Source organism: Duganella violaceipulchra (genome assembly GCF_019166075.1).
Classification (GTDB): Bacteria; Pseudomonadota; Gammaproteobacteria; order Burkholderiales; family Burkholderiaceae_D; genus Rugamonas; species Rugamonas violaceipulchra.
This window is the reverse complement of record NZ_JAHTGR010000012.1, coordinates 15338-39824: the sequence shown is the minus strand read 5'-3', so window position 1 is coordinate 39824 and position 24487 is coordinate 15338. Positions and strand designations below refer to the sequence as shown.

Genomic DNA, 24487 nt, shown 5'->3' with positions numbered 1-24487 from the left:
CATTCCGCATTAAATGCGAATTTCAGATATCATACAAACGATATTTTCCAGCCCACTTATCAGATTTCCCGATGAATCCTAGTTTGCGCCAGATGCGCGCCCTGGTGGCGCTCGCCAAAACCGGCAGCTTTACGCTGGCCGCCGAGCATCTCAATGTGACCCAATCCGCGCTCAGCGGGCAGATCAAGGAGCTGGAGCAGATGCTGGGGGTGCGCGTCGTCGAGCGTACCACGCGCAAGGCGCAGCTGTCGGAGATCGGCCGCGAGCTCACGCCACTGTTCGAGAAGATGCTGCAAGACCTGGACCGCGCCATGGCCGACATCGCCAGCCGCAAGGCGCTCAAGCAGGGTTCGGTGCGGGTGGCGGCGCCGCAGATGCTGTCCTGCACGCTAATACCGGAGGTGATCGCGGCCTACAAGGCGCGCTATCCAGATGTGCAGGTATGGCTGGCCGATAGCCCGGTCGAGATGGTGTCGGCGCGGGTGTTCAGCGGCGAGGCCGACTTCGGCATCGGCCCGGACCGCGACACCACCGCCGAGATCGAAGCGCAGCCGCTGTTCGAGATGCCGTTCGTGGTGGTGTATCCGCCCGGCCATCCGCTGGAGCGGCGCAAGCGCATCACCTGGGCCGACGCCAACGAGTTTCCCTTGATTTCCTTGCAGGGCCAGTTCACCGAACGGCTGTTGCGCGACATGCACGCGTCGTTCCGCGAGCAGTCGCTGAGTCCGTACAACGAGGTGACCTTCATGACCACCGCGCTGGCCATGGTGCACGCGCGGCTGGGCATCACGGTGTGCCTGCCGTATGCGGAAAAAATGGTGCAGCTGTATGGCTTGCAGATGCGGCCGCTGGAATCGCCAGCGCTGACGCGGCGTTTCTTCGTCTACACGCGCAACGCGCGGGCGCTGTCCCCTGCGGCCGAGAGTTTCGTCGCCTTCCTGCAGGAATTTGCAGCGGCGCATCAGTGGAATGTGCCGCAGGGCTGAACGTTTTATAATTGACTTATGACAGCAGACACCATCGCCATCAATCAGAAGATGGACCAGTTCGACGGCCTCCACAGTGTTTGGCTGTTCGGCTACGGCTCACTGATTTACAAGGCCGACTTCCCCTACCTCGAACGCCGCCCGGCCAGCATCGCCAACTGGACGCGGCGCTTCTGGCAAGGCTCGCACGACCATCGCGGCACGCCGGAGGCGCCGGGCCGGGTGGTGACCATCATCGAAGAGCCCGGCGCAGTGTGCCACGGCATGGCCTACCTGGTGACGCCGGAAGTGTTCGCGCACCTCGATCATCGCGAGAAGAACGGCTACCTGCGGCTGGCGATCGCCATCGCGTTTGATGACGGCGACAGCGTCGACGGCCTGGTCTACATCGCCACGCCGGACAACACGGCCTTCCTCGGCGCCGCCTCCGAGCAGGAGATTGCGCAGCATATCGCCCGCTCCACCGGGCCCAGCGGGCCGAACAGCGACTACCTCAACCATCTGGCCCACGCGCTGCGCGAACTGGGCCGTCATGACCAGCATGTGTTCGAGATCGAACGCCATCTGGCCGCGCTGAACAACCACCAACCATAACGATCGCGAGTCCACACCCTATGAGCCATATCGACCAGCGCCGCCGCACCCTCTGCATGCAACTGCTCGGCGGCCTCGCCGGTATCGCGCTCGATGGCTCCGTCAAGGCCCAGCCTTCCGCGGACGAAGCCACCAGGGTCTTCCGGCTCGATGGCGCGGGCGTCACCTACGCGTTCGGCGTCAACAGCGACGGGCAGTTGCAGTCGATGTACTGGGGCAGCGCCTTGTCGGGCGCGGACAGGCTGGCGGCGCCTGTGCCAGTGCCCGAAAACTCCTCGAATGAAATGCCGGTCACGATCACGCCGTTTGAATATCCGGGCTTTGGCGGCGGCCTGACCGTGGAACCGGCCCTGAAGGTGACGTTCCCGGACGGCGTGCGCGACCTCGTCTTGCGCTACGTGAACCACCAGCTCGACAAGGACCGCATCGTGGTGCGGATGAAAGACGCCAGCCGCGCCGTGCACGTGACCCTCACGTATGCAATGGATGCGACGACAGGCATCCTGGCCCGCTCGGCCGTGGTGGAAAACCGCACGGCCAGCTGGATCCAGCTCGACCAGCTGGCGGCTGCGAGCATCAGCCTGCCATACAGGGATGACTACCGCCTTTCCTACCTCACGGGACGCTGGGGCGGCGAATTTGCCTTGCAGACGCGCCCGATCGAGCCGGGCTCCATCGTGATTGAAAGCCGCAAGGGCGTTACCTCCCACCAGGCCAATCCCTGGATCGCGATCAGCCATGCCGGCACGGAAGAGGAATCCGGCCCCGTGTGGTTCGGTGCGCTGGGATGGAGCGGCTCCTGGCGCATCCATGTGGATATGGATGCGCTGGGCGGCGTCCGTACGACCGCCGGCTACAATCCTTTCGACTTCGCCTATCGCCTGAAGCCGGGGGAGAGCCTGGCCTCGCCCGTGTTTCACGTCGGGTATTCGGAGGGCGGCTTCGGCGGCGCGTCGCGCCTGTTCCACCGCTACCAGCGCGAACGCATCCTGCCTGGCGCGCCGCAGCCGCGGCTGCGTCCCATTCTCTACAATTCGTGGGAAGCGACCACTTTCGCCGTCGACGAAGCGGGACAGGTGGCGCTGGCCGAGAAGGCGGCAAGCATCGGCGTCGAACGTTTCGTTGTCGACGATGGCTGGTTCGGCGCACGCAACAGCGACAAGGCCGGCCTGGGCGACTGGGTCGTCAACCGGCAAAAATTCCCGAACGGACTGGCGCCGTTGATCAGGCGGGTCAATGCGCTCGGCATGGAGTTCGGGCTGTGGGTGGAGCCGGAGATGGTCAATCCGGACAGCGATTTGTATCGCGCCCACCCGGACTGGGTCATCAACTTCAAGGGCCGGCCGCGCAGCGAGGCACGCAACCAGCTGGTGCTGAACCTGGCGCGCAAGGATGTGTACGAGCACTTGTTGACCGTGCTCGACAAGCTCCTCGTGGAGCATGACATCGCCTTCCTCAAGTGGGACCACAACCGCGCGTGGTCGGAGCCTGGCTGGCCGGAGGCGGCTCCCGGCGAGCAGCAGAAGCTGTATGTCAGCTACGTGGAGAACCTGTACAAGCTGCTGGCCGAACTGCGCCGGCGCCACCCGAAGCTCGAGATCGAATCCTGCGCCAGCGGGGGCGGTCGCGTGGACCTCGGCATCATGGCGCTGACCGACCAGGTGTGGACATCCGACAATACCGATCCCTTCGACCGGCTGCTGATCCAGGACGGCTTCAGCCACGCCTATGCGCCGGGGATCATGATGGCCTGGGTGACCGATGCGCCGAACTACCTCAACAAGCGCGTCACGTCGCTGGAATACCGCTTCCTGTCGTCGATGCAGGGTGCGCTGGGTATCGGCGCCAATCTGAATCACTGGCAGGAAGAGGATTTCACGAAAGCGAAGCGCCTGGTCGCGGAATACAAGACGATCCGCTCGACGGTGCAGCGGGGGAACCTGTACCGTCTGGTGTCGCCGCAGCGCGGAGCGGCGCGCTCGGCCACGCTGTCCGTGGCGCAGGATGGCAAGCAGGCCGTGCTGTTCGCGTTCCTGCACTCCAGCGGCAGGCGCGATCCGCAGCCGCGCATCCAGCTGCGCGGGCTCGATCCGCAGCGGAACTATGCGCTCCGGGCGATTTCCGGCAGCGCGACAGCGCAGACGCCGCAACGTGCCAGCGGCGCTTACTGGATGGGGCGCGGGATCGATGTCGTGTTGGAAGGGGATTTCCAGGCTGCCGGCTTTGTGCTGGATGGGGTTTGAAACCGCTAGTTCAGGCTGGCGAGGTAGGAGCACAGCATGTCGGCCAGCGCTTCCGAGTAGCTATGTATCTCCTGCTCCGTGCGCGGCGTTTCGGAGAACTGTTTGCCAACCGAGCTGAAGGTCGTCATGACCAGATCGCCGGCCAGTGTGCGCACGCTGGCCGGCGCTGTTGGCAGGGCCTCGTGCATGAAGACCTCGATGATGCGGTCGGCGGTCGAGCGCGTCTCATGCGCTTCGGGCGTGTCGCGGTAGAACGGGGCCGCATCGTTGAGCGCGGTCCGAACCTCGGCCTCGTCGCACTCCGAGCGCAGGAAGGCATGGACTAGCAGGCGCAGCCGTTCCAGCGGTGGCTTCTGCGTGTCTTGCAGGATGTTGACCAGCATCTCCGTCGTTTCCCGCCACTCATCCGCCTGCAGCCTGAACAGGATGGACGCCTTGTTCGGAAAGTACTGGTACACCGATCCCACGCTCACGCCGGCACGCTCCGCCACCCGCGTGGTGGTGAAGCGGCGCACGCCCTCCTTCGCCAAAACCTGAATAGCCGCTTCGAGAATCGCAGAAACCAGGTCGGCCGAGCGCGCCTGTTTGGGCTTCCTGCGCGAGGAGATAGCGGCTTTTGCGGGGTCTGCCATGGGAGTGGTTCCGAATGCGAATATGAAACATGAAGGATTCTTCATATTATATCCATTCTTCATTCGAAAGGAATCACCATGACAACCCTGACCAATCATCCCGTGGCATCGCTGCTCGACCGCCTGTTTGACGAAGCCGACGCCGTGCAGATCGCCGCGATTCCCGCCGTCGCCGAACTGTCCAAGGACGAGCGCGATCGCCTGTTGCGCAGCAAGACCGAATACCTCAACCTCTACCACCGACTGAAGGACGTGCCGCTGCCGGTGTCGCGCCAGACCGGCGAACTGCTGTACATGCTGGCGCGCAGCTGCCGTGTCCGCAACATCGTCGAGTTCGGGACGTCGTTTGGCGTCTCGACCTTGTACCTGGCGGCTGCCTTGCGCGACAACGGCGGCGGCCACCTGATCACCAGCGAGTTCGAGCCGTCCAAGGTGGCGCGGGCGCGCGACCACCTGCAGCAAGGCGGCCTGCTCGACCTGGTGGACATCCGCGCCGGCGATGCGCTGGAAACGCTGGCCAACGATCTGCCGGAACAGATCGACCTGCTGCTGCTCGACGGCGCCAAGGCGCTCTACCCCGAGATCCTCGGCCTGGTGCGCAGCCGGTTGCGGCCGGGCGCGCTCGTCATCGCGGACAACGCCGACATGAATCCGGACTACATGGCGCTGGTGCGCTCGCCTGCATCCGGGTTCATGTCCCTGCCGTTCGCGGAAGATGTCGAACTGTCCGTCAACATCGGTGTGGTGGCCTCCTCAAAATAAGTCCAGCTGACCGGCATCGGCCGCCGCCTTGGCCCGCGTGCCCAGCGGCGGCACCACCAGCGGACGCGTGAACTGCGACGCGTCCATGTTGTGGAAGCGGCTGCCGCGCCCGGTCAGCCCGAGGCGTTCGGTGGCGATCTTGAAGCGCTGGCGTATCAGCTCGGCCCACACGCCCTCGCCCTTCATGCGGGCGCCGAAGTTGCTGTCGTAGTCTTTGCCGCCGCGCATTTCGCGCACGCGGTTCATCACGCGCTGGGCCCGCTCCGGGAAATGCGCTTGCAGCCATTGGTGGAACAGCGGCGCCACTTCCCACGGCAGGCGCAGCACCGTGTAGTGCGCGCTGACGGCGCCGGCCTCCTTCACCGCCTCCAGGATGCGCTCCAGATCGGGCTCGGTGACGAAGGGAATGATGGGCGCGACGCTGACCGCGACCGGGATGCCGGCGTCGGTCAGCGTGCGTATCGTGCGCAGGCGGCGGGCCGGCGCGGCGGCGCGCGGCTCCAGCGTGCGCGCGATGGCCGGGTCCAGCGTGGTGAGCGTGATGGCGACGCCGGCCTGCTGCCTTGCCGCCATCGCCGACAGGATGTCGATATCGCGCTCGATCAGCGAGGACTTGGTGATCAGGCCGACCGGGTGCTGGCATTCCTGCAGCACCTCCAGCACGCGGCGCGTGAGCTTGCGCTCGCGCTCGCAGGGCTGGTAAGCGTCGGTGTTGACGCCCAGCGCGATCGACGACGGCTCGTAGCCAGCCTTGGCCAGTTCGCGCCGCAGCACTTCCGGCGCGTTGACCTTGGCGAAGATCTTGCTCTCGAAGTCCATGCCTGGCGACAGGCCGAGATAGCTGTGCGTGGGCCGCGCGAAGCAATAAATACAGCCGTGCTCGCAACCACGGTAGGGATTGAGCGAGACGCTGAACGGCAAGTCCGGCGAGGCGTTGCGGCTCAGGATGGATTTGCAGAGCTCGTCCGTGACTTGCGTCTTCCAGGGCGCGGCTTCCTCCTCTTCGCGCTCCCAGCCGTCGTCATACGCCTCGCGGGCGTGGACCTCGAACCGGCCTTGCAGGTTCGACACCGCGCCACGGCCTTTTTGCGCCTTCAGCGACGGCGGCGGCAGCATCACATGCTCTTGATTATTTTCATCGTCAGACATCGCGGCACCAAACTACTGTATACATGTACAGTATTCTATGCCCTTGAAATGACGATATCAAGCGAAATATCAAAGGTGCATGCTTGCCTTCTTGGGAACCAAGTGGTCAAGCTGGTATCATGCGGGGTTCCGGGGGATGGAATTTCCCCGCGCCACGCGCGCCCCCAACCCACACCTCGCCAGGATGTCGCCGATGCGGCGTCCCGGCTCACCCGATACGAGCAAACAATATGAACAATTCGACCCAACCATTGCCGTCGTTTTTTAGCAGGATCTCCATCGCCATCGGCGCGTTTTTCCGCGCCCTGTCCGACGCTGACTACGCCGCCCGCCTGACCCGCATCGACGACGCGCCGCAGCCGGCCGCCGCTCCCGTGGCAACGCCAGCACCTGCCCCAGCGCCAGCGCAGACGCTGCGCGTGGCCACGCCGGACGCCGCCTTGCAGCTTCTGAGCCTGTTCCAGCGCGAAGCGCGCCTGATCGACTTCACGCAGGAGAACCTGAGCGCCTATTCCGACGCCGACATCGGCGCCGCCGCGCGCGTGGTGCATGAAGGCTGCAGCAAAGTGCTGCGCGAGCACTTCACCATCGAAGCGGTGCGCAGCGAGGCCGAAGGCAGCCGCGTGGTGCTGGAAGAAGGCTTCGACGCCAGCGCCGTGCGCCTGACCGGCAATGTAGTCGGCAGCGCGCCGTTCCGCGGCGCCTTGAGCCATCGCGGCTGGCGCGCCTCCAACGTGCGCCTGCCGAAACTGGCCGAAGCACACGATGCCGCCATCCTGGCGCCGGCGGAGGTGGAATTATGAGCGATCCACGCTACGCCATCGGCATCGACCTTGGCACCACGCACAGCGCGCTGTCCTATGTGGACCTGGCCGCCAGCGATGGCGAGAAGACCCAGCACGCCGTACTGGCCATTCCACAGCTGACCGCACCGGGCACGGTGGAAGAACTGCCGCTGCTGCCGTCCTTCCTCTACCTGCCGCACGCGGACGAACTGGCGCCGGGCGAATTGAGCCTGCCATGGCAGCAGTCGCCGGAAGAGCTGACCGCCATCGCCGGCGAGATGGCGCGCAGCCGTGGCGCCACCACGCCTATCCGCCTGGTCTCCAGCGCCAAGAGCTGGTTGAGCCATCCTGGCGTCGACCGCCGCTCCGCCCTGCTGCCGAACGACGCACCGGAAGAAGTGTCGCGCGTCTCGCCGCTGGAAGCCTCGACCCGCTACCTGACGCACCTGCGCAAGGCGTGGGAGCAGGCCTACCCTGACGCGCCGTTCGGCGAGCAGGCGGTGACGGTGACGATCCCCGCATCGTTCGACCCAGGCGCGCGTGAATTGACGGCCGACGCGGCACGCGCCGCCGGCTACACCAACCTCACTTTGCTGGAAGAGCCGCAAGCGGCCTTGTACAGCTGGATTCAGGGCAGCGAAGGCCGCTGGCGCAAGGAAGTCAAGCCGGGCGACATCATCCTGGTGGTGGACGTCGGCGGCGGCACCAGCGACTTCTCGCTGATCGCCGTGCTGGAACGCGACGGCGTGCTGGAACCGCACCGCATCGCGGTGGGCGACCACATTCTGCTCGGCGGCGACAATATGGACCTGGCGCTGGCGCATCTGGTGGCGCGCAAGCTGGCCGCCAACGGCACCCAGCTCGACGCCTGGCAAATGCGCGCGCTGACCTACGGCTGCCGCAGCGCCAAGGAAAAGCTGCTGGCCGATGCCAGCGTCGACACCTGGCCTATCGTGGTACCGAGCCGTGGTTCGAAACTGATCGGCGGTTCGATCCGCACCGAACTGACACGCGACGAAGTGACCACCTTCATCCTCGACGGTTTCTTCCCGCAGGTGGAAGCGTCGGCACGTCCGGCGGTGCGCACGCGCTCGGGCCTGATGCAGCTTGGCCTGCCGTATGCGCAGGACGCGGGCATCACGCGCCATCTGGCCGCCTTCCTGGCGCGCCAGCTGGACGCGACCAGCGAACTGGAAGGCTACGTCGGCAAGCAAACCGCCGACGCGACCTTCCTGCATCCGACGGCGGTGCTGTTCAACGGCGGCGTGTTCAAGTCGGAGTTGCTGTCGCAGCGCATCATGGGCGCCATCAACGACTGGCTGTACCTGGAGGGCTCCGAGCCTGCGCGCATGCTGGACGGCGCGGACCTGGACCTGGCGGTGGCGCGCGGCGCGGCTTACTACAGCTACGTGCGTCGCGGTAGCGGTGTGCGAATTCGCGGCGGCACGGCGCGTTCCTATTACGTGGCGATCGAATCCTCGATGCCGGCCATCCCCGGCATGGAGCCGCCGATCCAGGCGCTGTGCGTGGCGCCGTTCGGCATGGAGGAAGGCAGCGAGATCGAACTGCCGAACCAGGAGTTCGGCCTGGTGGTCGGCGAGCCGGTGCAGTTCCGCTTCTTCGGTTCGTCGGTGCGCCGCCAGGACCAGATCGGCGACCTGCTGGACTTCTGGAGCGCCGATGAGTTGATCGAGTTGAACGAGATTCAGGCGACGCTGTCGCCGGAAGGCCGCCAGACCAGCGACGTGGTGCAGGTTCGCTTGCACGCAATGGCGACCGAGTCGGGCACGCTGGAGCTGCAGGCGGTATCCAACGACGGCCAGCGCTGGAAGGTGGAGTTCGACGTACGCGCCGCCTGAGCATGAGTCAATACGTCGTCAGCATCGATCTCGGCACCACCAACACGGTGCTGGCTTATTCCGAGCCGGGCAGCACGCAGATCCACCTGTTCGAGATCGAGCAGTTGGTGGCGCCCGGCGAAGTCGGCGCCGGTGCGCTGCTGCCTTCGCTGCGCTATCACCCGGCGCAGGGCGAACTGGCTGACGGCGACCTGCAACTTCCGTGGTCCTCGGCCGATGTCGCGGGCCTATCGCAAGTGGTGGTCGGCCGCCTGGCGCGCAAGCTGGGCGCACAGGTGCCGGGGCGGCTGGTCTCCAGCGCCAAGAGCTGGTTGTCGCATCCCCAGGTGGACCGCATGGCGCCGATACTGCCGTGGGGCGCGGAAGCCGACGTGGCCAAGGTGTCGCCGGTGGCCGCCAGCGCGTCGTACCTGGCGCATGTGCGGGCGGCGTGGAACGCCCGCTTCCCTGCGCATCCTTTGGAACACCAACAGCTGGTGCTGACGATACCCGCGTCCTTTGACGAAGTCGCGCGCGCGCTGACGCTGGAGGCGGCGCGCTTGGCCGGCCTGCCTGGCCTGCGCTTGCTGGAGGAACCGCAGGCAGCTTTCTACGATTGGCTGTTCCGCCAGCGCGCGACGCTGTCCACGGACCTGGCGGACACGCGCCTGGTGCTGGTGTGCGACGTCGGCGGCGGCACCACCGACTTCAGTCTGATCAAAGTCGAGATGATCGAAGGCCAACCGCAAATCAGCCGCATCGGCGTGGGCAACCACCTGATACTCGGCGGCGACAATATGGACCTGGCGCTGGCGCATCTGGTTGAGTCGCGCATGGCGTCGAATGCCGGCGGCGCTACGGCACGTTTGTCCGCCAGCAGCCTGTCGCAACTGGCCGAACGCTGCAGGGCTGCGAAGGAGCTGCTGTTGGCGGCCGATGCGCCGGAGCGCACCACCGTCACCCTGCTCGGCCCTGGCTCGCGCCTGATCGGCGGTTCGCGCTCGGCCGACCTGACGCGCGAGGAAGTCGCAGCGTTGGTGGTGGATGGCTTCTTCCCTCTCAATGAAACGCAGGAACCCGCGCGGCGCGGCCGTGGCGCCATCGTCGAATTCGGCCTGCCCTACGCCAGCGACGCAGCGATCACGCGCCACCTCGCCAGCTTCCTGCGCCAGCACGCGGCGGCCGCGCGCGAGGCGCTGGGCATCGCGGCGGACGATAGCGCCGCCATCCCTATCCCCGACACGCTGCTGCTCAACGGCGGAGTGTTCCGCGCCAACGCGCTGGCCCGCCGCCTTGAGGCCACGCTGGCCAACTGGCGCGGACAGCCGCTGCAGGTTCTCCACAACGACAATCCGGATGTGGCGGTGGCGCGCGGCGGCGTCGCCTACGCGCTGGGCCAGGCCGGACAAGCGCCGGTGATCGGCGGTGGTTCGCCGCGCAGCTACTTCCTGCTGCTCGACGACGAAGCGCGCCAAGACAAGCCGCGCCGTGCAATCTGCATCCTGCCGCGCGGCAGCGTCGAGAACCGCGAGATCCTGCTGGCCGACCGCACCTTCGCGCTGCGCCTCGGCCGGCCGGTACGCTTCCACCTGGCTTCGTCAATATCCGAAGCCGCGCCGCCGCAAGCCGGCGAACTGGTCGAACTGCAAGCCGACGAATACATCCAGCTGCCGCCGATCGCCACCGTGCTGCGCGACAGCAGCAGCGTCGACACCCGCAAGGAAATCCCGGTGCAGCTGGCCGCCACGCTGAGCGAAGTCGGCACGCTGGATGTGCACTGCGTCGCCATCGAAGGCGCCCAGCGCTGGTTGCTGGAGTTCCAGCTGCGCGGCGAATCCGCCGTCGATGATGGAGAAGCCGATGCAGCAGCGCCGAAGGAAGCGCCGATGCCGGCCGGTTTCGACGCCGCGATCGACAAGATCGACCGCATCTTCGGCAGTCGCGCGCAGCAGGTCGACATCAAGGAAGTCAAGCAGCTGCGCACGCAGCTCGAACACCTGCTGGGCGGCCGCGAGAGCTGGGCCACGCCGCTGCTGCGCCGCCTGTTCGACGCACTGATGCAGCGTGCCAAAGGCCGCCGTCGCTCGTCCGAACACGAACGCGCGTGGCTGAACCTGGGCGGTTACTGCCTGCGCCCCGGCTTCGGCTACACGCTGGACGAATGGCGCATCGAGCAGCTATGGGCCATGTTCGACACCGGCATCCAGCACCACAAGGACAGCCAGGTCTGCGCCGAATGGTGGACGTTATGGCGCCGAGTAGCCGGCGGCCTGAGTGTGGAAGCGCAGTTGCGCGTGCTGGACGATTTTGCCTTCAACGTGCAAGCCGACGCACAGGAACGCGGACGCCGTCCGCAAACGCTGGTCAACGGCAGCGAGGAAGACATGCTGCGCCTGGGTGCATCGCTGGAGCGCATACCCGGCAACTACAAGGCCGAAATCGGCGCGTGGATGCTGGGTCAATTGGAAGCGGCGACCAAGGCCGCCGTCAAAGCCGCGTCCAACAAAACCCGTGGCGGCGCCGCCGAAGTTGGCAAAGCCGAAGCGGTGCAGGCGCGCTTCCTGTGGGGCTTGAGCCGGGTCGGTGCGCGCCAGCCCTTCCACGGCAGCGCGCACGATGTTGTGGAAACAGCCGTCGTCGAACAATGGCTGGCCACGATCCTGTCACTGGACTGGAAGAAGGTGGAGCCGGCCGGTTTCGCCGCAACCCACCTGGCGCGCATGACGGGCGACCGTACCCGCGATATCGGCGCAACGCTGCGGGCGGAAATCCTGCGGCGCCTTGCAGCCGTTGGCGCGCCGGCCAACTGGAGCGCGATGGTGCACGAGGTGGTGCAGCTCGATCAGGCCGACGAAAAACGCATGCTGGGCGAAGCCCTGCCGCCGGGCTTAAAGCTGATCGCCTGACGGCGGCTGCGCAACGTAGCCAGCTTGCTGCGCCACGAAGCCGTCGAAGGCGTCGATCAGCGGATTGAATTTGTTTATATCGTTTTCCAATTGGGCCAGCGCGTAGACCGTGGCCTCCAGCGTGGACAGCTGGTCAGGCAAGTGCGCCTTGCGGATCAGGTAGTGCGACGGCGGCGTGTCCCGCAGCGGCAGGCGCGGCAAGCTTTGCAGCGCAGGATTCAGGTACAGCATCTTGCGGCTTTTGCGCCAGGTCCCGTCCAGCACCACCAGCCGCAGAAGCTGCGGTTCGCGCAACCAGTCCGCATCGAACGGCTGCGCTGCGGCCAGGCCCAGCGACTCATCGGCTGCCGTGTCGGGATACAGCAGCACGCTGCGTCGCTCCTGCGACAACAGCGCCTGCAAGCGCTCCGGCTCGAAGGCCTCCCCCACTTCCAGGCGGCTGCTGGCCAGGCTCAAATGCAGCAGGCGCGCGCTGCCCTTGGCATTGTTCACTTCTATCGGGTGCTGAAGAATCAGCACCTCAACCTGGTTCGGCAGCGCCGCAACCCAGCGGCAGATGCAGGTCTGCCGCGGACGCAGGCAGGCAGCGCAGAGCGCGCGCGTGGAACGTGGAATGGATGGTGCGGCGCCGCCGTCGGTACTGGTCGTCATAGGCCGCCATTGTACCGAAGGCGCGGACCGCGCTTAGAACTCTTCCCAGTCGCCGTCCTTGGCGGAAGCGACTGCCGCACGCTTGGGCGCCGCGGCCAGCGCCTTGCGGGCCGGAGCCTTCACCGCCGGCGCCGGACGCAGGGGCCGTAGCGCATCGCGCGGCCGTGCGGGTGGCAAGGCACGGGCTTGTATCGCCATCTGCGACGCATCGAGCTTGAATACGCTGACCACGTCGGCCAGCTTGGCCGATTGCTCCTGCATCGACTCAGCCGCCGCTGCGGCCTCCTCCACCAGCGCCGCGTTCTGCTGCGTTACCTGGTCCATCTGCGTGATCGCGTCGTTCACCTGCGCGATGCCGATGCTCTGTTCTTCGCTGGCGTGGCTGATCTGCGTCATGATCTGCGTGACCCGTCCGATGCTAACGACGATTTCGCTCATGGTCTGGCCGGCCTTGTCGACCAGGTCCGAACCCTGCGCCACCTTCAGCACCGAATCGTCGATCAAGCCTTTGATGTCCTTGGCGGCGGCGGCCGAGCGCTGCGCCAGGTTGCGCACTTCGGATGCCACCACCGCAAAGCCGCGTCCCTGCTCGCCGGCGCGTGCAGCTTCCACCGCCGCGTTCAAGGCCAGGATATTGGTCTGGAAGGCGATGCTGTCGATGACCGAAATGATGTCGACGATCTTGCGCGACGAGTCGTTGATCGAGCCCATGGTGCTGACCACTTCCCCCACCACGGCGCCGCCACGGCTGGCGATTTCCGACGCGGTGACGGCCAGCTTGTTGGCCTCGCGCGCGTTCTCGGCGTTGAAGCGCACGGTCGATGTCAGCTCCTCCATCGAGGATGCGGTTTCCTGTAAGGAGCTCGCTTGCTGCTCGGTGCGCGATGACAGGTCGTGGTTGCCGGCGGCGATCTCGGTGGAGGCGTGGGCCATCAGGTCGGTGCCATTGCGCACCTGGCCGACGATGTTGACCAGGCTTGTGTTCATGGTCTTGAGGGCGTTCATCAGCTGGCCGGTTTCATCGCTGCTGCTCACCTGGATGTCGCTGGTCAGGTCACCCGACGATACCGTCTCCGCCACCTTCACCGCTTCGTTGATTGGATGGGTGATGGTGCGCGTGATCCACCACGCGGCGAACACGCCCATGACTATCGCGGCCAAGCCCAGTAGCACCAGCAAGGTGCGGCCGCTGGTGTACTGCTGTTGGATCTCGACGGCCGCCTGGTCCAGCAAGTCGGACTGCTTGTCGGCGAATTTTTTCAGCGCGTCCAGATAGAGCACGCGGCTTTGCGCCATGTCGCCTTCGTAGAGGCTCCTGCCCTTTTCGAGATCGCCGGCATTCTTGGCGGCGAAGACGGCCTTGCGGATCTCGGTGTAGGTCTTGCGCGTATCAAGCACCTTCTTGAACAAGGGCTTGAGCTCCTCGTCCTCGATGCCGGCGCCGATCTGGTCCTGGATCTTGGTCGCCCGGCCGGAGGACTCGGCCATCATGCCTTCCAACTTTTTCTGGTCGGCCGGATCGGCGACCATCCAGGCGCCGGTGGTGCGGGCGGCGTTCACTTCGATGATCTTGCCCCACTCCGCGATCAGCCGCTCGTCGCGGATCTTCTCGTTGATCATGTGGTCGGTCAGCGCGCTGGCACTGCTCAGTCGAAGGATGCCGATGATGGTCATCGCCGTCAGCATCAACAGGATGAGTGAAAAGCCGAAACCGAGGCGTGTGCCGATTTTCAGGTTGTTCATAGCAGTCCTCAAAATGGAGATGGATGGGCCTTTCAATCCACTCTAGCACCAATTTGGGGAAAACTATAGCCTCAAAGGAAATATTTCCTCAAGGATATTACTCAGTCGCCGGCGGTTTGCGCGCCCAACAGCTCCTCGACGCTGGAGATCGCGGCCGGGTCCTTGATCACGGCGCGCAGCCACACGTGCAGCGGCATGTCGCCCCAGCTTGCGGCTTTGTCGGCCAGGTAGGCGACGGGGCTGTGCGGCTCCGTGCGGCGGAAGAAATCGGCCACCACCCGCAGCTGCGCCAGCGCCTGGCGACGGTCCTGCGGCGTTCCGCTGGCAACCATGGTTACCTGGCCGGCCGAGGTGTCGCCCTGGGCCGCCAGTGCAGGCAGACTGCCCGCCGGAGCCACGCTCCGGATCACAGCCTGCAAGCAGTCCTTGGCGGCGCTGAAGCCTGGGCCGTCCGCGCCCAGGCGCTGGTCGACGATGGCTTCCAGGCCAGTCAGCATGGCGAGGCAGTACTCCGCGTCCTGCAGCAGCGCCGCGCCTTCCGTCAGCGGGGTTTCCTTGACCAGCAACGGCGTGCGGGCCAGGAGCCAAAACAGGTTGCCGATGCGCTGTTCATAGTCGCCGTCGTCGTCGACCGGGTACATGCCGTCCCAATAGTGTTCGCACAACCCGCTCAGCACCGCATAGCCGTCGCCCAGGCCGCGCAGGCCGCGCGTCTTGGCGCAGGCCTCGGCCAGCCACACCGCCAGCCGCATATCCTTGCTGCGGCTGGCGATCATGCTGGCGCTGCGGCTGGCGACCAGCGGCCAATCGGCCTCCTTCAGGGCGGCGATCCATTCGCCCTGATCCAGCGTGGGGTCGTCGTGCATGCGGGCCTGCGCGATCTGGTCCACCTCCGCGCTGAAGCCGACGTCCTCGCCGCAGGGCTGTGCTGCGCTGATGGGTTGTAGCAGTTGAGCGATGCTGAACATGGTCCGCCTCCGGGCTATCTGATGGTGTATTTGAACTGGCCTTGCTTGCTGGCGCCGACCTTGATCTTGCCGATGGCGGCGCCTTCCGACATCCGCTGCAGCACCGCCTCGGCGATCTCCGGCAGCAGGCTGCCGTTGAGGATATGGTCGACATTGCGGGCGCCGGAATCGACCTCGGTGCAGCGCGCCAGCACCGCTTCGACCAGCGCCTGGTCGTAGCTGAACTCCGCGTGGTGGTGATCGCGGATGCGCTGGCCGATGCGCTCCAGCTTGAGCGCGATGATCTGCACCAGCACCGCGTCGGGTATCGGGTAGTACGGCACCACTTTCAGGCGGCCCAGGAAGGCCGGCTTGAAATGCTTGACCAGGTGGGGCCGCAGCAGTTCCTCCAGCGCGGTTTCGGTCGGCGGCGTCTCCTGGTTCAGGCAAGCCTGCATGATGGCGGCCGAGCCGGCGTTGGAAGTGGCGATGATGATGGTGTTGCGGAAGTCGATCTCGCGCCCCTCCGCGTCGTCCATCACGCCCTTGTCGAAGACCTGGAAAAACAGCTCGGTCACGTCGGGGTGGGCCTTTTCGATTTCGTCCAGCAGCACTACGCTGTAGGGATTGCGTCGCACTGCTTCGGTCAGCACGCCGCCCTGCCCGTAGCCGACGTAGCCCGGCGGTGAACCCTTCAAGCCGGAGACGCTGTGCGCTTCCTGGTACTCGCTCATGTTGATGGTGAGGAGTTTGCGTTCGCCGCCGTACAGCAGGTCCGCCAGCGCCAGCGCCGTTTCGGTCTTGCCGACGCCGGACGGGCCGACGAACAGGAATACGCCCTTGGGCTTATTGGGGTCGTCCAGGTTGGCGCGCGCGGTGCGCACGCGCTGAGCCACGGCAGCGATGGCGTGGTCCTGGCCGAGAATGCGCGCCTGTAGCGCATCCTGCAGTTTGAGCACGGTGCGGATTTCGTCCTTGACCATTTTCCCCAGCGGGATGCCGGTCCAGCCGGAGACGATGGCGGCAACGGTGGCGGCGTCCACGTCGACCGGCACCATCGGCGTTTCGCCTTGCAGCGCCGCCAGCTCCGCGCGCAGCGCCTGCGTATCCGCCGCGCCGTTCGCGGCTGCGCGCTCGCGCGCGATGGCGGCGACGATCGATTGCTCGCGTTGCCAGCGCTCGCCGTGCTGCGCATGTTCCACTTTGAGAGCGGCATGTGCTTCGTCCAGCTGGCGCAGGCGCGGCGCGTGCGCATGGCTGTCGTCTTCGCGCTTCAGGGCGGCGATTTCAACGCATAGGCGTTCCATGCGCCTGGCAGCGTTCTCCAGCAGGGCCGGCGTTCCGCTTTGCGCCAGCGCGACCCGGGCGCAGGCGGTATCGAGCACGCTGACCGCCTTGTCCGGCAGCTGGCGGCCACTGATGTAGCGATGCGACAGCCGCACCGCCTCGGTCACGGCCTCGTCGCGGATGCGGATGCCGAAATGGCGTTCCATCAGCGGCGTCATGGCACGCAGCATGGCGCTGGCGATTTCCTCGCTCGGCTCATCGACCTTGACCACCTGGAAGCGCCGGGCCAGCGCGGCATCCTTCTCGAAGTACTTCTTGTACTCGCTCCAGGTGGTCGCCGCGATGGTGCGCAACTCGCCCCGCGCCAACGCCGGCTTGAGCAAGTTGGCCGCGTCGTTCTGGCCCGCCTGGCCGCCCGCGCCTATCATCGTGTGGGCTTCGTCGATGAACAGGATGATGGCGTGCGGACTTTGCTTGACCTCGTCGATGACGTTCTTCAGCCGGTTTTCAAATTCGCCCTTGACGCTGGCGCCGGCCTGCAACAGACCCATGTCCAGCGTGCGGATCTCCACGCCTTTCAGCACGTCCGGCACGTCGCCGGCGGCTATGCGCAGCGCCAGTCCTTCCACCACGGCCGTCTTGCCGACGCCCGCCTCGCCAGTGAGGATAGGATTGTTCTGGCGGCGGCGCATCAGGATGTCGATGGCCTGCCGTATCTCGGCCTCGCGGCCGATGACGGGATCGAGCTTGCCGCTGCGCGCCAACTGCGTCAGGCTGGTGGTGTATTGATCGAGCGCCGGCGTGCGCGGGCCGCCTTGCGGCGCCAGGTCGGCAAGCGGGGTGGTGGTGGCTGCGTTGGCTGCGGCCGTTTCTTCCTGCGAGCCATGGGTGTATTTCTCCAGCTTGTGCTTGACCTCATCGATGGGAATCTGTCCGAACAGCGGCGAGGCGCGCAGGGCCAGCTGCGACAGTTCCGGCTCCGTCAGCAAAGCGACCAGCAGGTGGGCGCTGCGGATGCGGTCCGGTTGCGGCGTGGCCAGCGATGCGATCAGCCACGCGTGCTCCAGCAGCAGCGGCAGCTGGCGCGAGAACACCGGTGTGCGGGTGCTGCCGGTCTTGAACTGGCTGACTTCATGGTGCAGGTCCGCCTCCAGCGCCTCGGTGCTGACGCCGCACTGGCGGGCGATCAGCGCCACATCGCAGCGCTCCTGCTCCAGCAAGGCGAGCAACAGGTGTTCTACCTCCACTTCATACTGGCCCAGCGCCACGCAGATGCTGGCGGCGCGCGTGGCGGCCAGACGGGTGGTGTCATTGAGCTTGCCGATCAGGGTTTTCAGGTTGAGATTCATGCTCATGCTCCGCGGGTGCTGCGGTTGATTGAATAATGCAGCGATGAGGGTTGCAGGACAGCGTCGAAATTGACCGCCTCGCGCATCGGCAGTCCGGCCAGCGTCGCGCTGATGGCGAAGCTGACGCGGTTGATCGAGCCGATCTCGCGTTCCAGGTGCGCCTGCACGTTGCGCAGCCTGGGTTCATGGCGTTCAATGGCGGCCTTGAGGCAGGCGCAAATGCGGGACCGGTCCTCGCTGCTGCTCAGGCACATGCCGGCAAAGTCGATCAGTCCATAGTTGACGATGGAACTGGCGCATTCGGGATAGGCGTCCCGCAGGTGCTCGGATAGCGCGCAGCGGGTGTTGAGCAAGTCCTCGAGGTCGCGCGCCACGGCGTCCTTCCACTGCTCCAGCGACATGCCCGCGCCGTTGCGGGCATGGCTGCCCTGCGGGTCCAGCAAACGGTCGAACAGGCCGGGAGTAAAGCCATTCATCGCATGCTTTCAAAAAAAGGCCAGGCCAGGCCGGCCTGGCCACAAAACGCGCACCACGACGGATCGCCGCACGATCCACCGCAGGCGCAGGGGAACAAGGTTCAGACGATGCGGTTGCTGGCCAGGTCCCAGCCGCCGGAGGTGTTGCCGCCGGCGCCACCGCTGATTTTCTGCTGGGTGTATTTCCACTTGACCTTCGAGAATTTCAGCGCCACGTCTTCGGTCAGGATGTCGCCTTCCTCAACGGCCGGCGAAACGGCGCCGATCAGCACATTTTCGATCTCGATCTCGAAGTACTTCACGCGTTCGCCCTGGGCGTCGGCGCGCATGAACTCGAACTTGGCCTTGGGGATGGTGCGGCCCGCCGAGCAGGTTTGCAGCAGGATGGGCGAAGACAAATCGGCCAGCTTGGAGAGCACGATGTCGCGATGCTCGCAGCGCTCCGCCGTGTGGCCGCCGCCGGTGGAGGCGGTGGCTGATTTCGGCTGCTCCACACCGAAGCTGACCGATTTGCACTCGATCCAGTCCTTGTGCCGGTCGTCGTTGGACTCGCCCTTGATACCATCAATGTACAGATAGACGTCGATTGCCATTGCATGCTCCTGTCTCAGGTTATAGTGAACATCAGTTGTTGGTCGACTGCGGCAGCTCCGCGACCAGACGGAGGGAAACGGACAGCTCATCGAGCTGGAAATGCGGTCGCAGGAAGGACACGGCGCGGTACACGCCCGGCCGCCCCGCCACCTCGTGCACCTGCACCGACGCTTCGCGCAGCGGGAACTGGGCCTTCTGCTCCTGGCTGGCGTTGTCGTCCAGCAGGACGTACTTCATCAGCCAGCGGTTGAGGAAGTCCTCGACGTTGGAGGCGGCGGCGAAGCTGCCGATTTTGTCGCGCATCATGGCCTTCATGTAGTGCGCGATGCGCGAGACGGCGAAGATGTATTGCAGCTGGGAGGACAGCACGGCGTTCGCGTTGGCCGCTTCCGAGTTGTACTTCTTGGCTTTCTGCGCCGACTGCGCGCCGAAGAAGGCTGCGTAGGCAGTGTTCTTGCAGTGGACCAGCGAAATGAAACCCAGGTCGCTCAGCTCCTTCTCGCGGCGGTCGGTGATCGCGACTTCGGTCGGGCATTTGAGCGCGACCTCGCCCTCGTCGGTCTTGAAGGTGTGGGTGGGCAGGTCGTCCACCAGGCCGCCGCCTTCGACGCCGCGGATCGCGGCGCACCAGCCGAAATCGTCGAAGGCCTTGGTCAGCTTGGCGCCGAAGGCGTAGGCGGCGTTACACCACAGGTACTTCTGATGGTCGCTGCCGTCCACTTCCTCGACGAAGTTGAAGCCTTCTACCGTGGTGCCGTCGACCGGGTTGAATGGCAGCCGGCCCAGGAAGCGCGGCAGCGCCAGGCCGACGTAACGCGAGTCCTCCGATTCACGGAAGGCCTTCCACTTGGCGTATTCCACTGTATCGAACACTTTGGACAGATCGCGCGGCTTGGCCAGGTCGCCGTAACTCTCCAGGCCAAACAGCTCCGGCGCGGCCGAGGCGATGAACGGCGCATGCGAGGCGGCGGCGACGTGCGACATCTGCTCGATGAAATACATGTCCTCCGGCTGGCGCGAGATCTCGAAATCCCCCAACAGCGCAGCGTAGGGCGCGCCGCCGAAGGTGCCGAATTCCTCTTCGTAGACCTTCTTGAACATCGCGCTCTGATCGAACTCCAGCGCGGACTGGAAATCCTTCACCAGCTCGCGCTTGGTGGCGTTGAGCATACGGATCTTCAGGCCCTGGCCGGTGGCGGAGTTCTTGACCAGGTAATGCAGGCCGGTCCAGCTTTGTTCCAGCTTCTGGAAAGCCGGTGCGTGCATGATGGCGCTCAGCTGACTGGAAATCAGGCGATCCAGTTCCGCCACGCGCGCATCGAGCGTGGCGGACAGATTATTGGACACCACCACCGTGCCATCGAGCACCTGGCTGACCAGTTCCGAGATGATGTCCTTGGCGCGCGCATGCTCCACATTGGACTTGGCGACCTTGCTTTGCTCTACGATCTGGTCCAGCAAGCTGGCGCCTTCCACCGCAGGCGCGGCTTCCTGCACCGGGTTCATTTGTGCGGACATGTCAGCCTCCCTTGGCAGATTTCAAGCTGGCCAGCTTGTCGGTGTTGGTCAGGACATCGCTCAGGATGTCTTCCAGCTTGTCGTTGCCGGCCAGTTTATTGCGCAGGTCGGCCAGCTTGCTGCGCGCTTCCAGCAGCTTGTTGAGCGGCTCGACCTGCTGCACCACGGACTCGGGACGAAAATCCGACATCGCCTTGAAACGCAGCTCCACATTGAAACTGGTGTCGTCGCCACTGAGTTGATTGGGCACCTGGAAGCGCGCCACAGGTTCAACGCCGCTCAGCACTTCGTCGAAATTCCCGCTGTCGATGCTGACGAACTTGCGGTCCTTCAGGCGCTTCTTTTCCACCTCCGAGTTGCCGCCAAAATCACCCACCACGCCAACGACAAATGGCAACTCCTTGTTTTCCATCGCGTCGCCGATTTCCACGTCATACGTCATCTGCACCCGTGGCGGACGCACCTTGGTCAGGCGCTTCTGTACACTGTCTCCGTTAGCCATACACACTCCATCGAAAAGGAAAACGCGGGCGACGGACTTACTTCAAGCCGCCGAAAGGGTCGCTGCTGTTGGATTGATTGCTCGCCTTGGGTTGCGGTGTCGCCGGCGCGGCGGTGGTCCTCTTGCCGAAAGTGGTCACAGGAGCCGCCCTGCGTCCGGTGCTGCTCGCGGTGGGCACCAGCACATCCTCACCCAGGCTGCTGCGCAGCAGCTTGGCCAGGTCCTGCGCTTCCGAGCGCAACGATCCACTGAGATTATTTTGCTGGCTCAAGTCCGCCAGCGCCTTGGTGGAGAGACGCAGGCCGCTGACGGCGACGATGCTGTTACCGAGTTTGTCGTTGGGATCACGCTGCAAGGCTTCCAGCGCATTCATGATCGCTTCGCCATAGCTGGCGCGGTCAAATTTGATCTGCGCCATATGCAGCCAGGGCGTCTTGTCGGCCGGGTAGCTGGTCGCAGCACTCTTCAGGATACTTTGGGCTTTGTCGCTCTGGCCGGACGCCAGGGCGGTATCCGCTTCGGCCAGCGCATGCTCCAGAGTCGAAGCTTGCAGCTTGTCGCTGCGGACCGAGTCGCCGTCCGTCGCGCATGCCGATAGCAGCAACAAGCTCGCCATGCAGGGCAACCACGTTCTTGGAGTGATCATCAATGTCTCCTCTTGCGTATGCGGTCATGAAGGGTCCCATTATTCCCGAATGCTGATGCCCGCCATTGCGCTTACTCAATGACTGTTTCTTTTCGGCTTAGCTTGCGCCGCCTCAACTTTCAGCGGCGCGCATTTCGCTCTAATGGCGGAATCGCTTGGAGAAAATATGAACGCGCAGAAGACTATCGTGATCGCAGGGTTGCTGGCGTTGCAGGGCTGCGCCGCAGGCTCCATCGCCAGCGCGGCGCTGGAGATCGCCGGCATCCGCAAACCACCCGAACTGCCGGATGCGCAAAAACCACCGCGCAGCGTGGCGATCCGTTTGCACGCGAGCCAGAACCTCAATGCCGGCGCGGGTTCCCAGCCTTTGGCGCTGGCGGCGCGCATCTACAAGTTGCGGCAGACGGTTGCGTTTCAGCAGATGCCGTTCAACGGCTTCCTCAGCACCCAGGAAGAACGCGACTTGCTCGGCAACGATCTGCTGGAGGTCAAAGAGGTGATGCTGATTCCCGGCCAGCGTTACGAGATCGTCGAGAAGGTCACGCGTGAAGCCTACTTCATCGGCGTGGTGGCATTGTTCCGTTCCCCCGCCGAACAGCGCTGGCGGCTGGCTTTCGCCGCCAGCGATGCGGAAAAATCCGGCATCACTGTCGGCCTGCATGCATGCGCGATGAGCGTGGGCGCCGGCGCGGCAGCTTCCAGCGAGGCCGGCAAGGCGTTGGCCTCTGTTCGTTGTCAATAAGATTGGAGACAGCATGAGTATTCCGTCCAAGGTTCTTTGGGGTGAGGGCTTGTTCCTGCGGCCGCAGCACTTCCAGCAGCAGGACCAGTATCACGAAGCGCGCTTGCAGCAGACCGCCCGCGCGCTGCATCCCTATCTGTGGGGCGTGCGAAAAATCGAGTGGGACCTGGATGCGCTGAAGACCGACCGCCTGCGCTTGCAGTCGCTGTCGGCGATTTTCCACGATGGCGAAATCGTCGATGCGCCGGCCAGCGATCCCCTGCCGGTGGACATCGATCTGTCCACGCTGCCGGCGGCCTTGCAGGAGCTGACCTTCTACATCGCCCTGCCCACGCTATCGCCCGGCGGCGGCAACGCCGCGACCGAGGAACAGCAAAACGGCGCGCGCTATCGCCAAACCACGCGTGAAACGGCGGACCTGTACACGCGGGCTGTCGGCACCGATGTCAGCTATCTGAAAAAATCCGCGCGACTGGTGTCGGACCAGGAGCCGCTGGGCGCCTTCGACTGCATTCCCGTTATTCGTTTGCGGCGCGTGGTCACAGGCGGCTTCGAGCCCGATCCGCAGTTCATTCCGCCGGCGATTTCGATCGCCAGCGCGCCAGGCCTGAAGGCGCTGCTGGACCGCTTGATGGACGCCTTGCAGGCCAAGGTGCAATCGTTGCAAGGCCACATGCGCGAGCCTAGCCGCAACGTGATCGAGTTCCGCTCGGGCGACGTTTCATCTTTTTGGCTGCTGCACACGGTCAGCACGTCCGCCGCGGCGCTGATGCACTACGTCCGCAATCCCGACCTGCATCCGGAACGGTTGTTCGAGGGACTGCTTGGCCTGGCCGGCGCCATGATGACGTACTCCAAACAGTATTCGCTGACGCACCTGCCCGGCTACCGCCATGACGACCTGGCGCAGTGCTTCTCCGGACTGGATCACATCATCCGCGACCTGCTGGACACGGTCATCTCGACCAAGTACTTCTCGATCGCGCTGTCCGAGGACAAACCCAGCTACCACCTGGGCAAGCTCGACTCCGGCAAGATCGACCAGCGCACCACGCTGTACCTGGCGGTCAGCGCATCGCTGTCGGCGCTGGAGCTGGTGGAAATCGTGCCGCTGCGTGTCAAGGTCGGAGCGCCCGACGACGTGGAAAAATGCGTGCTGTCCGCCATGCCCGGCGTGAAAATCACGCACGCGCCGCAGGTCCCGGCGGCGATTCCGGTGCAGCCGGACACCTACTACTTCGCATTGGAAGGCAAAGGCATGCTGTATGAGCAGATGTTGAAGGCGCAGTCGATTTCAATCTACGTCCCGGCAGGCATACGCGACCTGCGCCTTGGCCTGATCGCGGTGACAGCATGACGCCCCAGGTCGAACGCCGCGCCATTCCCACGCTGATGGGAGGCCAGCGCCGCCAGCAGCAGCCAGGCTATGGCCACGTACAGACGCTGGTGGACCTGCTCCAGGAAGGCTTCTACCTGCTGTTCATGCTGAAGAACGGCAGCGTGCCGCCGGGAGAGGCGCACTTCCTCGACACGATCACCGCCTACCTGGCGGAATTCGATCGCGAGGCGCGCAAGCTGCGCGCCCAGGGCGAGGACATCGACGCCGCCAAATACGCCTTCTGCGCGGCGCTGGACGAGATCATTCTGTCGTCATCCTTCCCGATCCGCACCGCCTGGGAACGGCGCCCGCTGCAGCTGGTGATCTTTGGCGACCAGCTGGCCGGCGAGCATTTCTTCGACCGCCTTGAGGCTTTGCGCAGCGGCGGCGGTGCGCGCCTGCCGGCCCTCCAGGTGTTCCATATGTGCCTGCTGATCGGCTTTCGCGGCAAGTATGCGCTCGATTCCGGCGACAAGCTGGCCTACATGACGGCGCGGGTGGGCGACGAGATCGCCCACATCCAGGGCAAGAGCAAGGGCTTCGCGCCGCAGGCCGAACGGCCGGACCAGATCGTCCACAAACTGCGCAGCAATACGCCGCTGTGGGCGATGTCGGCGGTGTTCGCGCTGATCGGATTGAGCGCCTACATCGGGCTGTCGTCGTCGCTGTCGCATTCGACGCAGAACACGCTGGCCGGCTACAGCGACCTGGTGAAGCTGGCGCCGCGCCCAGCCTACGTTACCATCACCCTGCCGTGAA

The 24487-nt window shown here is 65.0% G+C and carries 21 protein-coding genes; 10 read left to right on the top strand and 11 right to left on the bottom strand.

The window, feature by feature from the left end:
* Window positions 1–71 precede the first annotated feature (71 nt).
* The 3 genes from KVP70_RS21455 to KVP70_RS21445 are packed head-to-tail and all read left to right on the top strand — an operon-like array spanning window position 72 to window position 3823.
* Window positions 72–986 (top strand): LysR family transcriptional regulator, encoded by a 915-nt coding sequence (locus KVP70_RS21455; protein ID WP_217944249.1) that lies wholly within the window; start codon window positions 72–74, stop codon window positions 984–986.
* An 18-nt stretch (window positions 987–1004) separates the two neighbouring features.
* Window positions 1005–1580 carry a gamma-glutamylcyclotransferase gene (locus KVP70_RS21450; RefSeq protein WP_217944248.1) on the top strand — a complete coding sequence of 192 codons (576 nt, stop codon included), beginning with the start codon at window positions 1005–1007 and terminating at the stop codon, window positions 1578–1580.
* 20 nt (window positions 1581–1600) lie between these two features.
* Window positions 1601–3823 carry an alpha-galactosidase gene (locus KVP70_RS21445; protein WP_217944247.1) on the top strand — a complete coding sequence of 741 codons (2223 nt, stop codon included), beginning with the start codon at window positions 1601–1603 and terminating at the stop codon, window positions 3821–3823.
* A 5-nt stretch (window positions 3824–3828) separates the two neighbouring features.
* On the opposite strand, the gene KVP70_RS21440 is transcribed toward KVP70_RS21445, so the two are convergent.
* The gene (locus KVP70_RS21440) at window positions 3829–4455 is read right to left on the bottom strand and encodes a TetR/AcrR family transcriptional regulator (protein ID WP_217944245.1); all 627 of its coding nucleotides are present in this window, start codon (window positions 4453–4455) and stop codon (window positions 3829–3831) included.
* 78 nt (window positions 4456–4533) lie between these two features.
* Here KVP70_RS21440 and KVP70_RS21435 point away from each other — a divergent pair, with 78 nt between their 5' ends.
* Window positions 4534–5217, top strand: a complete 684-nt coding sequence (locus KVP70_RS21435; protein ID WP_217944243.1) for an O-methyltransferase — start codon at window positions 4534–4536, stop codon at window positions 5215–5217.
* Here KVP70_RS21435 and KVP70_RS21430 read toward each other — a convergent pair.
* Window positions 5209–6366 carry a PA0069 family radical SAM protein gene (locus KVP70_RS21430; RefSeq protein ID WP_217944241.1) on the bottom strand — a complete coding sequence of 386 codons (1158 nt, stop codon included), beginning with the start codon at window positions 6364–6366 and terminating at the stop codon, window positions 5209–5211. The genes KVP70_RS21435 and KVP70_RS21430 overlap by 9 nt on opposite strands.
* Window positions 6367–6596: 230 nt before the next feature.
* On the opposite strand from KVP70_RS21430, the gene KVP70_RS21425 reads away from it, so the two are divergent.
* Genes KVP70_RS21425 through KVP70_RS21415 form a run of 3 tightly spaced genes read left to right on the top strand, consistent with a single transcriptional unit; the run spans window position 6597 to window position 11895 of the window.
* Window positions 6597–7169: a DUF2760 domain-containing protein gene (locus KVP70_RS21425; protein ID WP_217944240.1), complete on the top strand. Its 573-nt coding sequence runs from the start codon at window positions 6597–6599 to the stop codon at window positions 7167–7169.
* Window positions 7166–9010, top strand: a complete 1845-nt coding sequence (locus KVP70_RS21420; RefSeq protein WP_217944238.1) for an Hsp70 family protein — start codon at window positions 7166–7168, stop codon at window positions 9008–9010. Before KVP70_RS21425 ends, KVP70_RS21420 begins: the two co-directional genes overlap by 4 nt.
* Window positions 9011–9012: 2 nt before the next feature.
* Window positions 9013–11895, top strand: a complete 2883-nt coding sequence (locus KVP70_RS21415; protein ID WP_217944237.1) for an Hsp70 family protein — start codon at window positions 9013–9015, stop codon at window positions 11893–11895.
* Here KVP70_RS21415 and KVP70_RS21410 read toward each other — a convergent pair.
* The 9 genes from KVP70_RS21410 to KVP70_RS21370 form a co-directional block, all read right to left on the bottom strand.
* On the bottom strand, window positions 11878–12546 hold the full coding sequence (locus KVP70_RS21410; protein WP_217944235.1) for a tRNA-uridine aminocarboxypropyltransferase: 669 nt from the start codon (window positions 12544–12546) through the stop codon (window positions 11878–11880). The two genes, KVP70_RS21415 and KVP70_RS21410, sit on opposite strands and share 18 nt — an antisense overlap.
* A 33-nt stretch (window positions 12547–12579) precedes the next feature.
* Window positions 12580–14289, bottom strand: coding sequence for a methyl-accepting chemotaxis protein (locus KVP70_RS21405; RefSeq protein ID WP_217944234.1), 1710 nt, complete (start codon window positions 14287–14289; stop codon window positions 12580–12582).
* A 101-nt stretch (window positions 14290–14390) separates the two neighbouring features.
* Window positions 14391–15257 carry a type VI secretion system protein TssA gene (gene tssA, locus KVP70_RS21400; protein WP_217944233.1) on the bottom strand — a complete coding sequence of 289 codons (867 nt, stop codon included), beginning with the start codon at window positions 15255–15257 and terminating at the stop codon, window positions 14391–14393.
* 14 nt (window positions 15258–15271) lie between these two features.
* On the bottom strand, window positions 15272–17872 hold the full coding sequence (gene tssH, locus KVP70_RS21395; RefSeq protein ID WP_217944232.1) for a type VI secretion system ATPase TssH: 2601 nt from the start codon (window positions 17870–17872) through the stop codon (window positions 15272–15274).
* A gap of 2 nt (window positions 17873–17874) precedes the next feature.
* Window positions 17875–18348: a type VI secretion system baseplate subunit TssE gene (gene tssE, locus KVP70_RS21390; protein ID WP_217944231.1), complete on the bottom strand. Its 474-nt coding sequence runs from the start codon at window positions 18346–18348 to the stop codon at window positions 17875–17877.
* A gap of 101 nt (window positions 18349–18449) precedes the next feature.
* Window positions 18450–18941: an Hcp family type VI secretion system effector gene (locus KVP70_RS21385; protein ID WP_217944229.1), complete on the bottom strand. Its 492-nt coding sequence runs from the start codon at window positions 18939–18941 to the stop codon at window positions 18450–18452.
* 31 nt (window positions 18942–18972) lie between these two features.
* Complete coding sequence (gene tssC / locus KVP70_RS21380; protein WP_217944227.1) at window positions 18973–20460, bottom strand: type VI secretion system contractile sheath large subunit; 1488 nt, start codon at window positions 20458–20460, stop codon at window positions 18973–18975.
* 1 nt (window position 20461) lies between these two features.
* Window positions 20462–20962 carry a type VI secretion system contractile sheath small subunit gene (gene tssB / locus KVP70_RS21375; protein WP_217944226.1) on the bottom strand — a complete coding sequence of 167 codons (501 nt, stop codon included), beginning with the start codon at window positions 20960–20962 and terminating at the stop codon, window positions 20462–20464.
* Between the two features lie 37 nt (window positions 20963–20999).
* The gene (locus tag KVP70_RS21370; RefSeq protein WP_217944224.1) at window positions 21000–21608 is read right to left on the bottom strand and encodes a hypothetical protein; all 609 of its coding nucleotides are present in this window, start codon (window positions 21606–21608) and stop codon (window positions 21000–21002) included.
* Between the two features lie 166 nt (window positions 21609–21774).
* Between KVP70_RS21370 and tssJ the strand changes: the two genes are divergently transcribed.
* From tssJ to KVP70_RS21355, 3 genes are read left to right on the top strand one after another with little or no spacing between them, the layout of a single operon-like run.
* A complete protein-coding gene (gene tssJ / locus KVP70_RS21365) occupies window positions 21775–22350 on the top strand; it encodes a type VI secretion system lipoprotein TssJ (RefSeq protein ID WP_217944223.1) in 576 nt (191 codons plus the stop codon).
* Between the two features lie 13 nt (window positions 22351–22363).
* A complete protein-coding gene (gene tssK, locus KVP70_RS21360) occupies window positions 22364–23707 on the top strand; it encodes a type VI secretion system baseplate subunit TssK (RefSeq protein WP_217944222.1) in 1344 nt (447 codons plus the stop codon).
* Window positions 23704–24486, top strand: coding sequence for a DotU family type IV/VI secretion system protein (locus KVP70_RS21355; protein WP_217944221.1), 783 nt, complete (start codon window positions 23704–23706; stop codon window positions 24484–24486). Before tssK ends, KVP70_RS21355 begins: the two co-directional genes overlap by 4 nt.
* The last annotated feature ends 1 nt before the right edge of the window (window position 24487 follow it).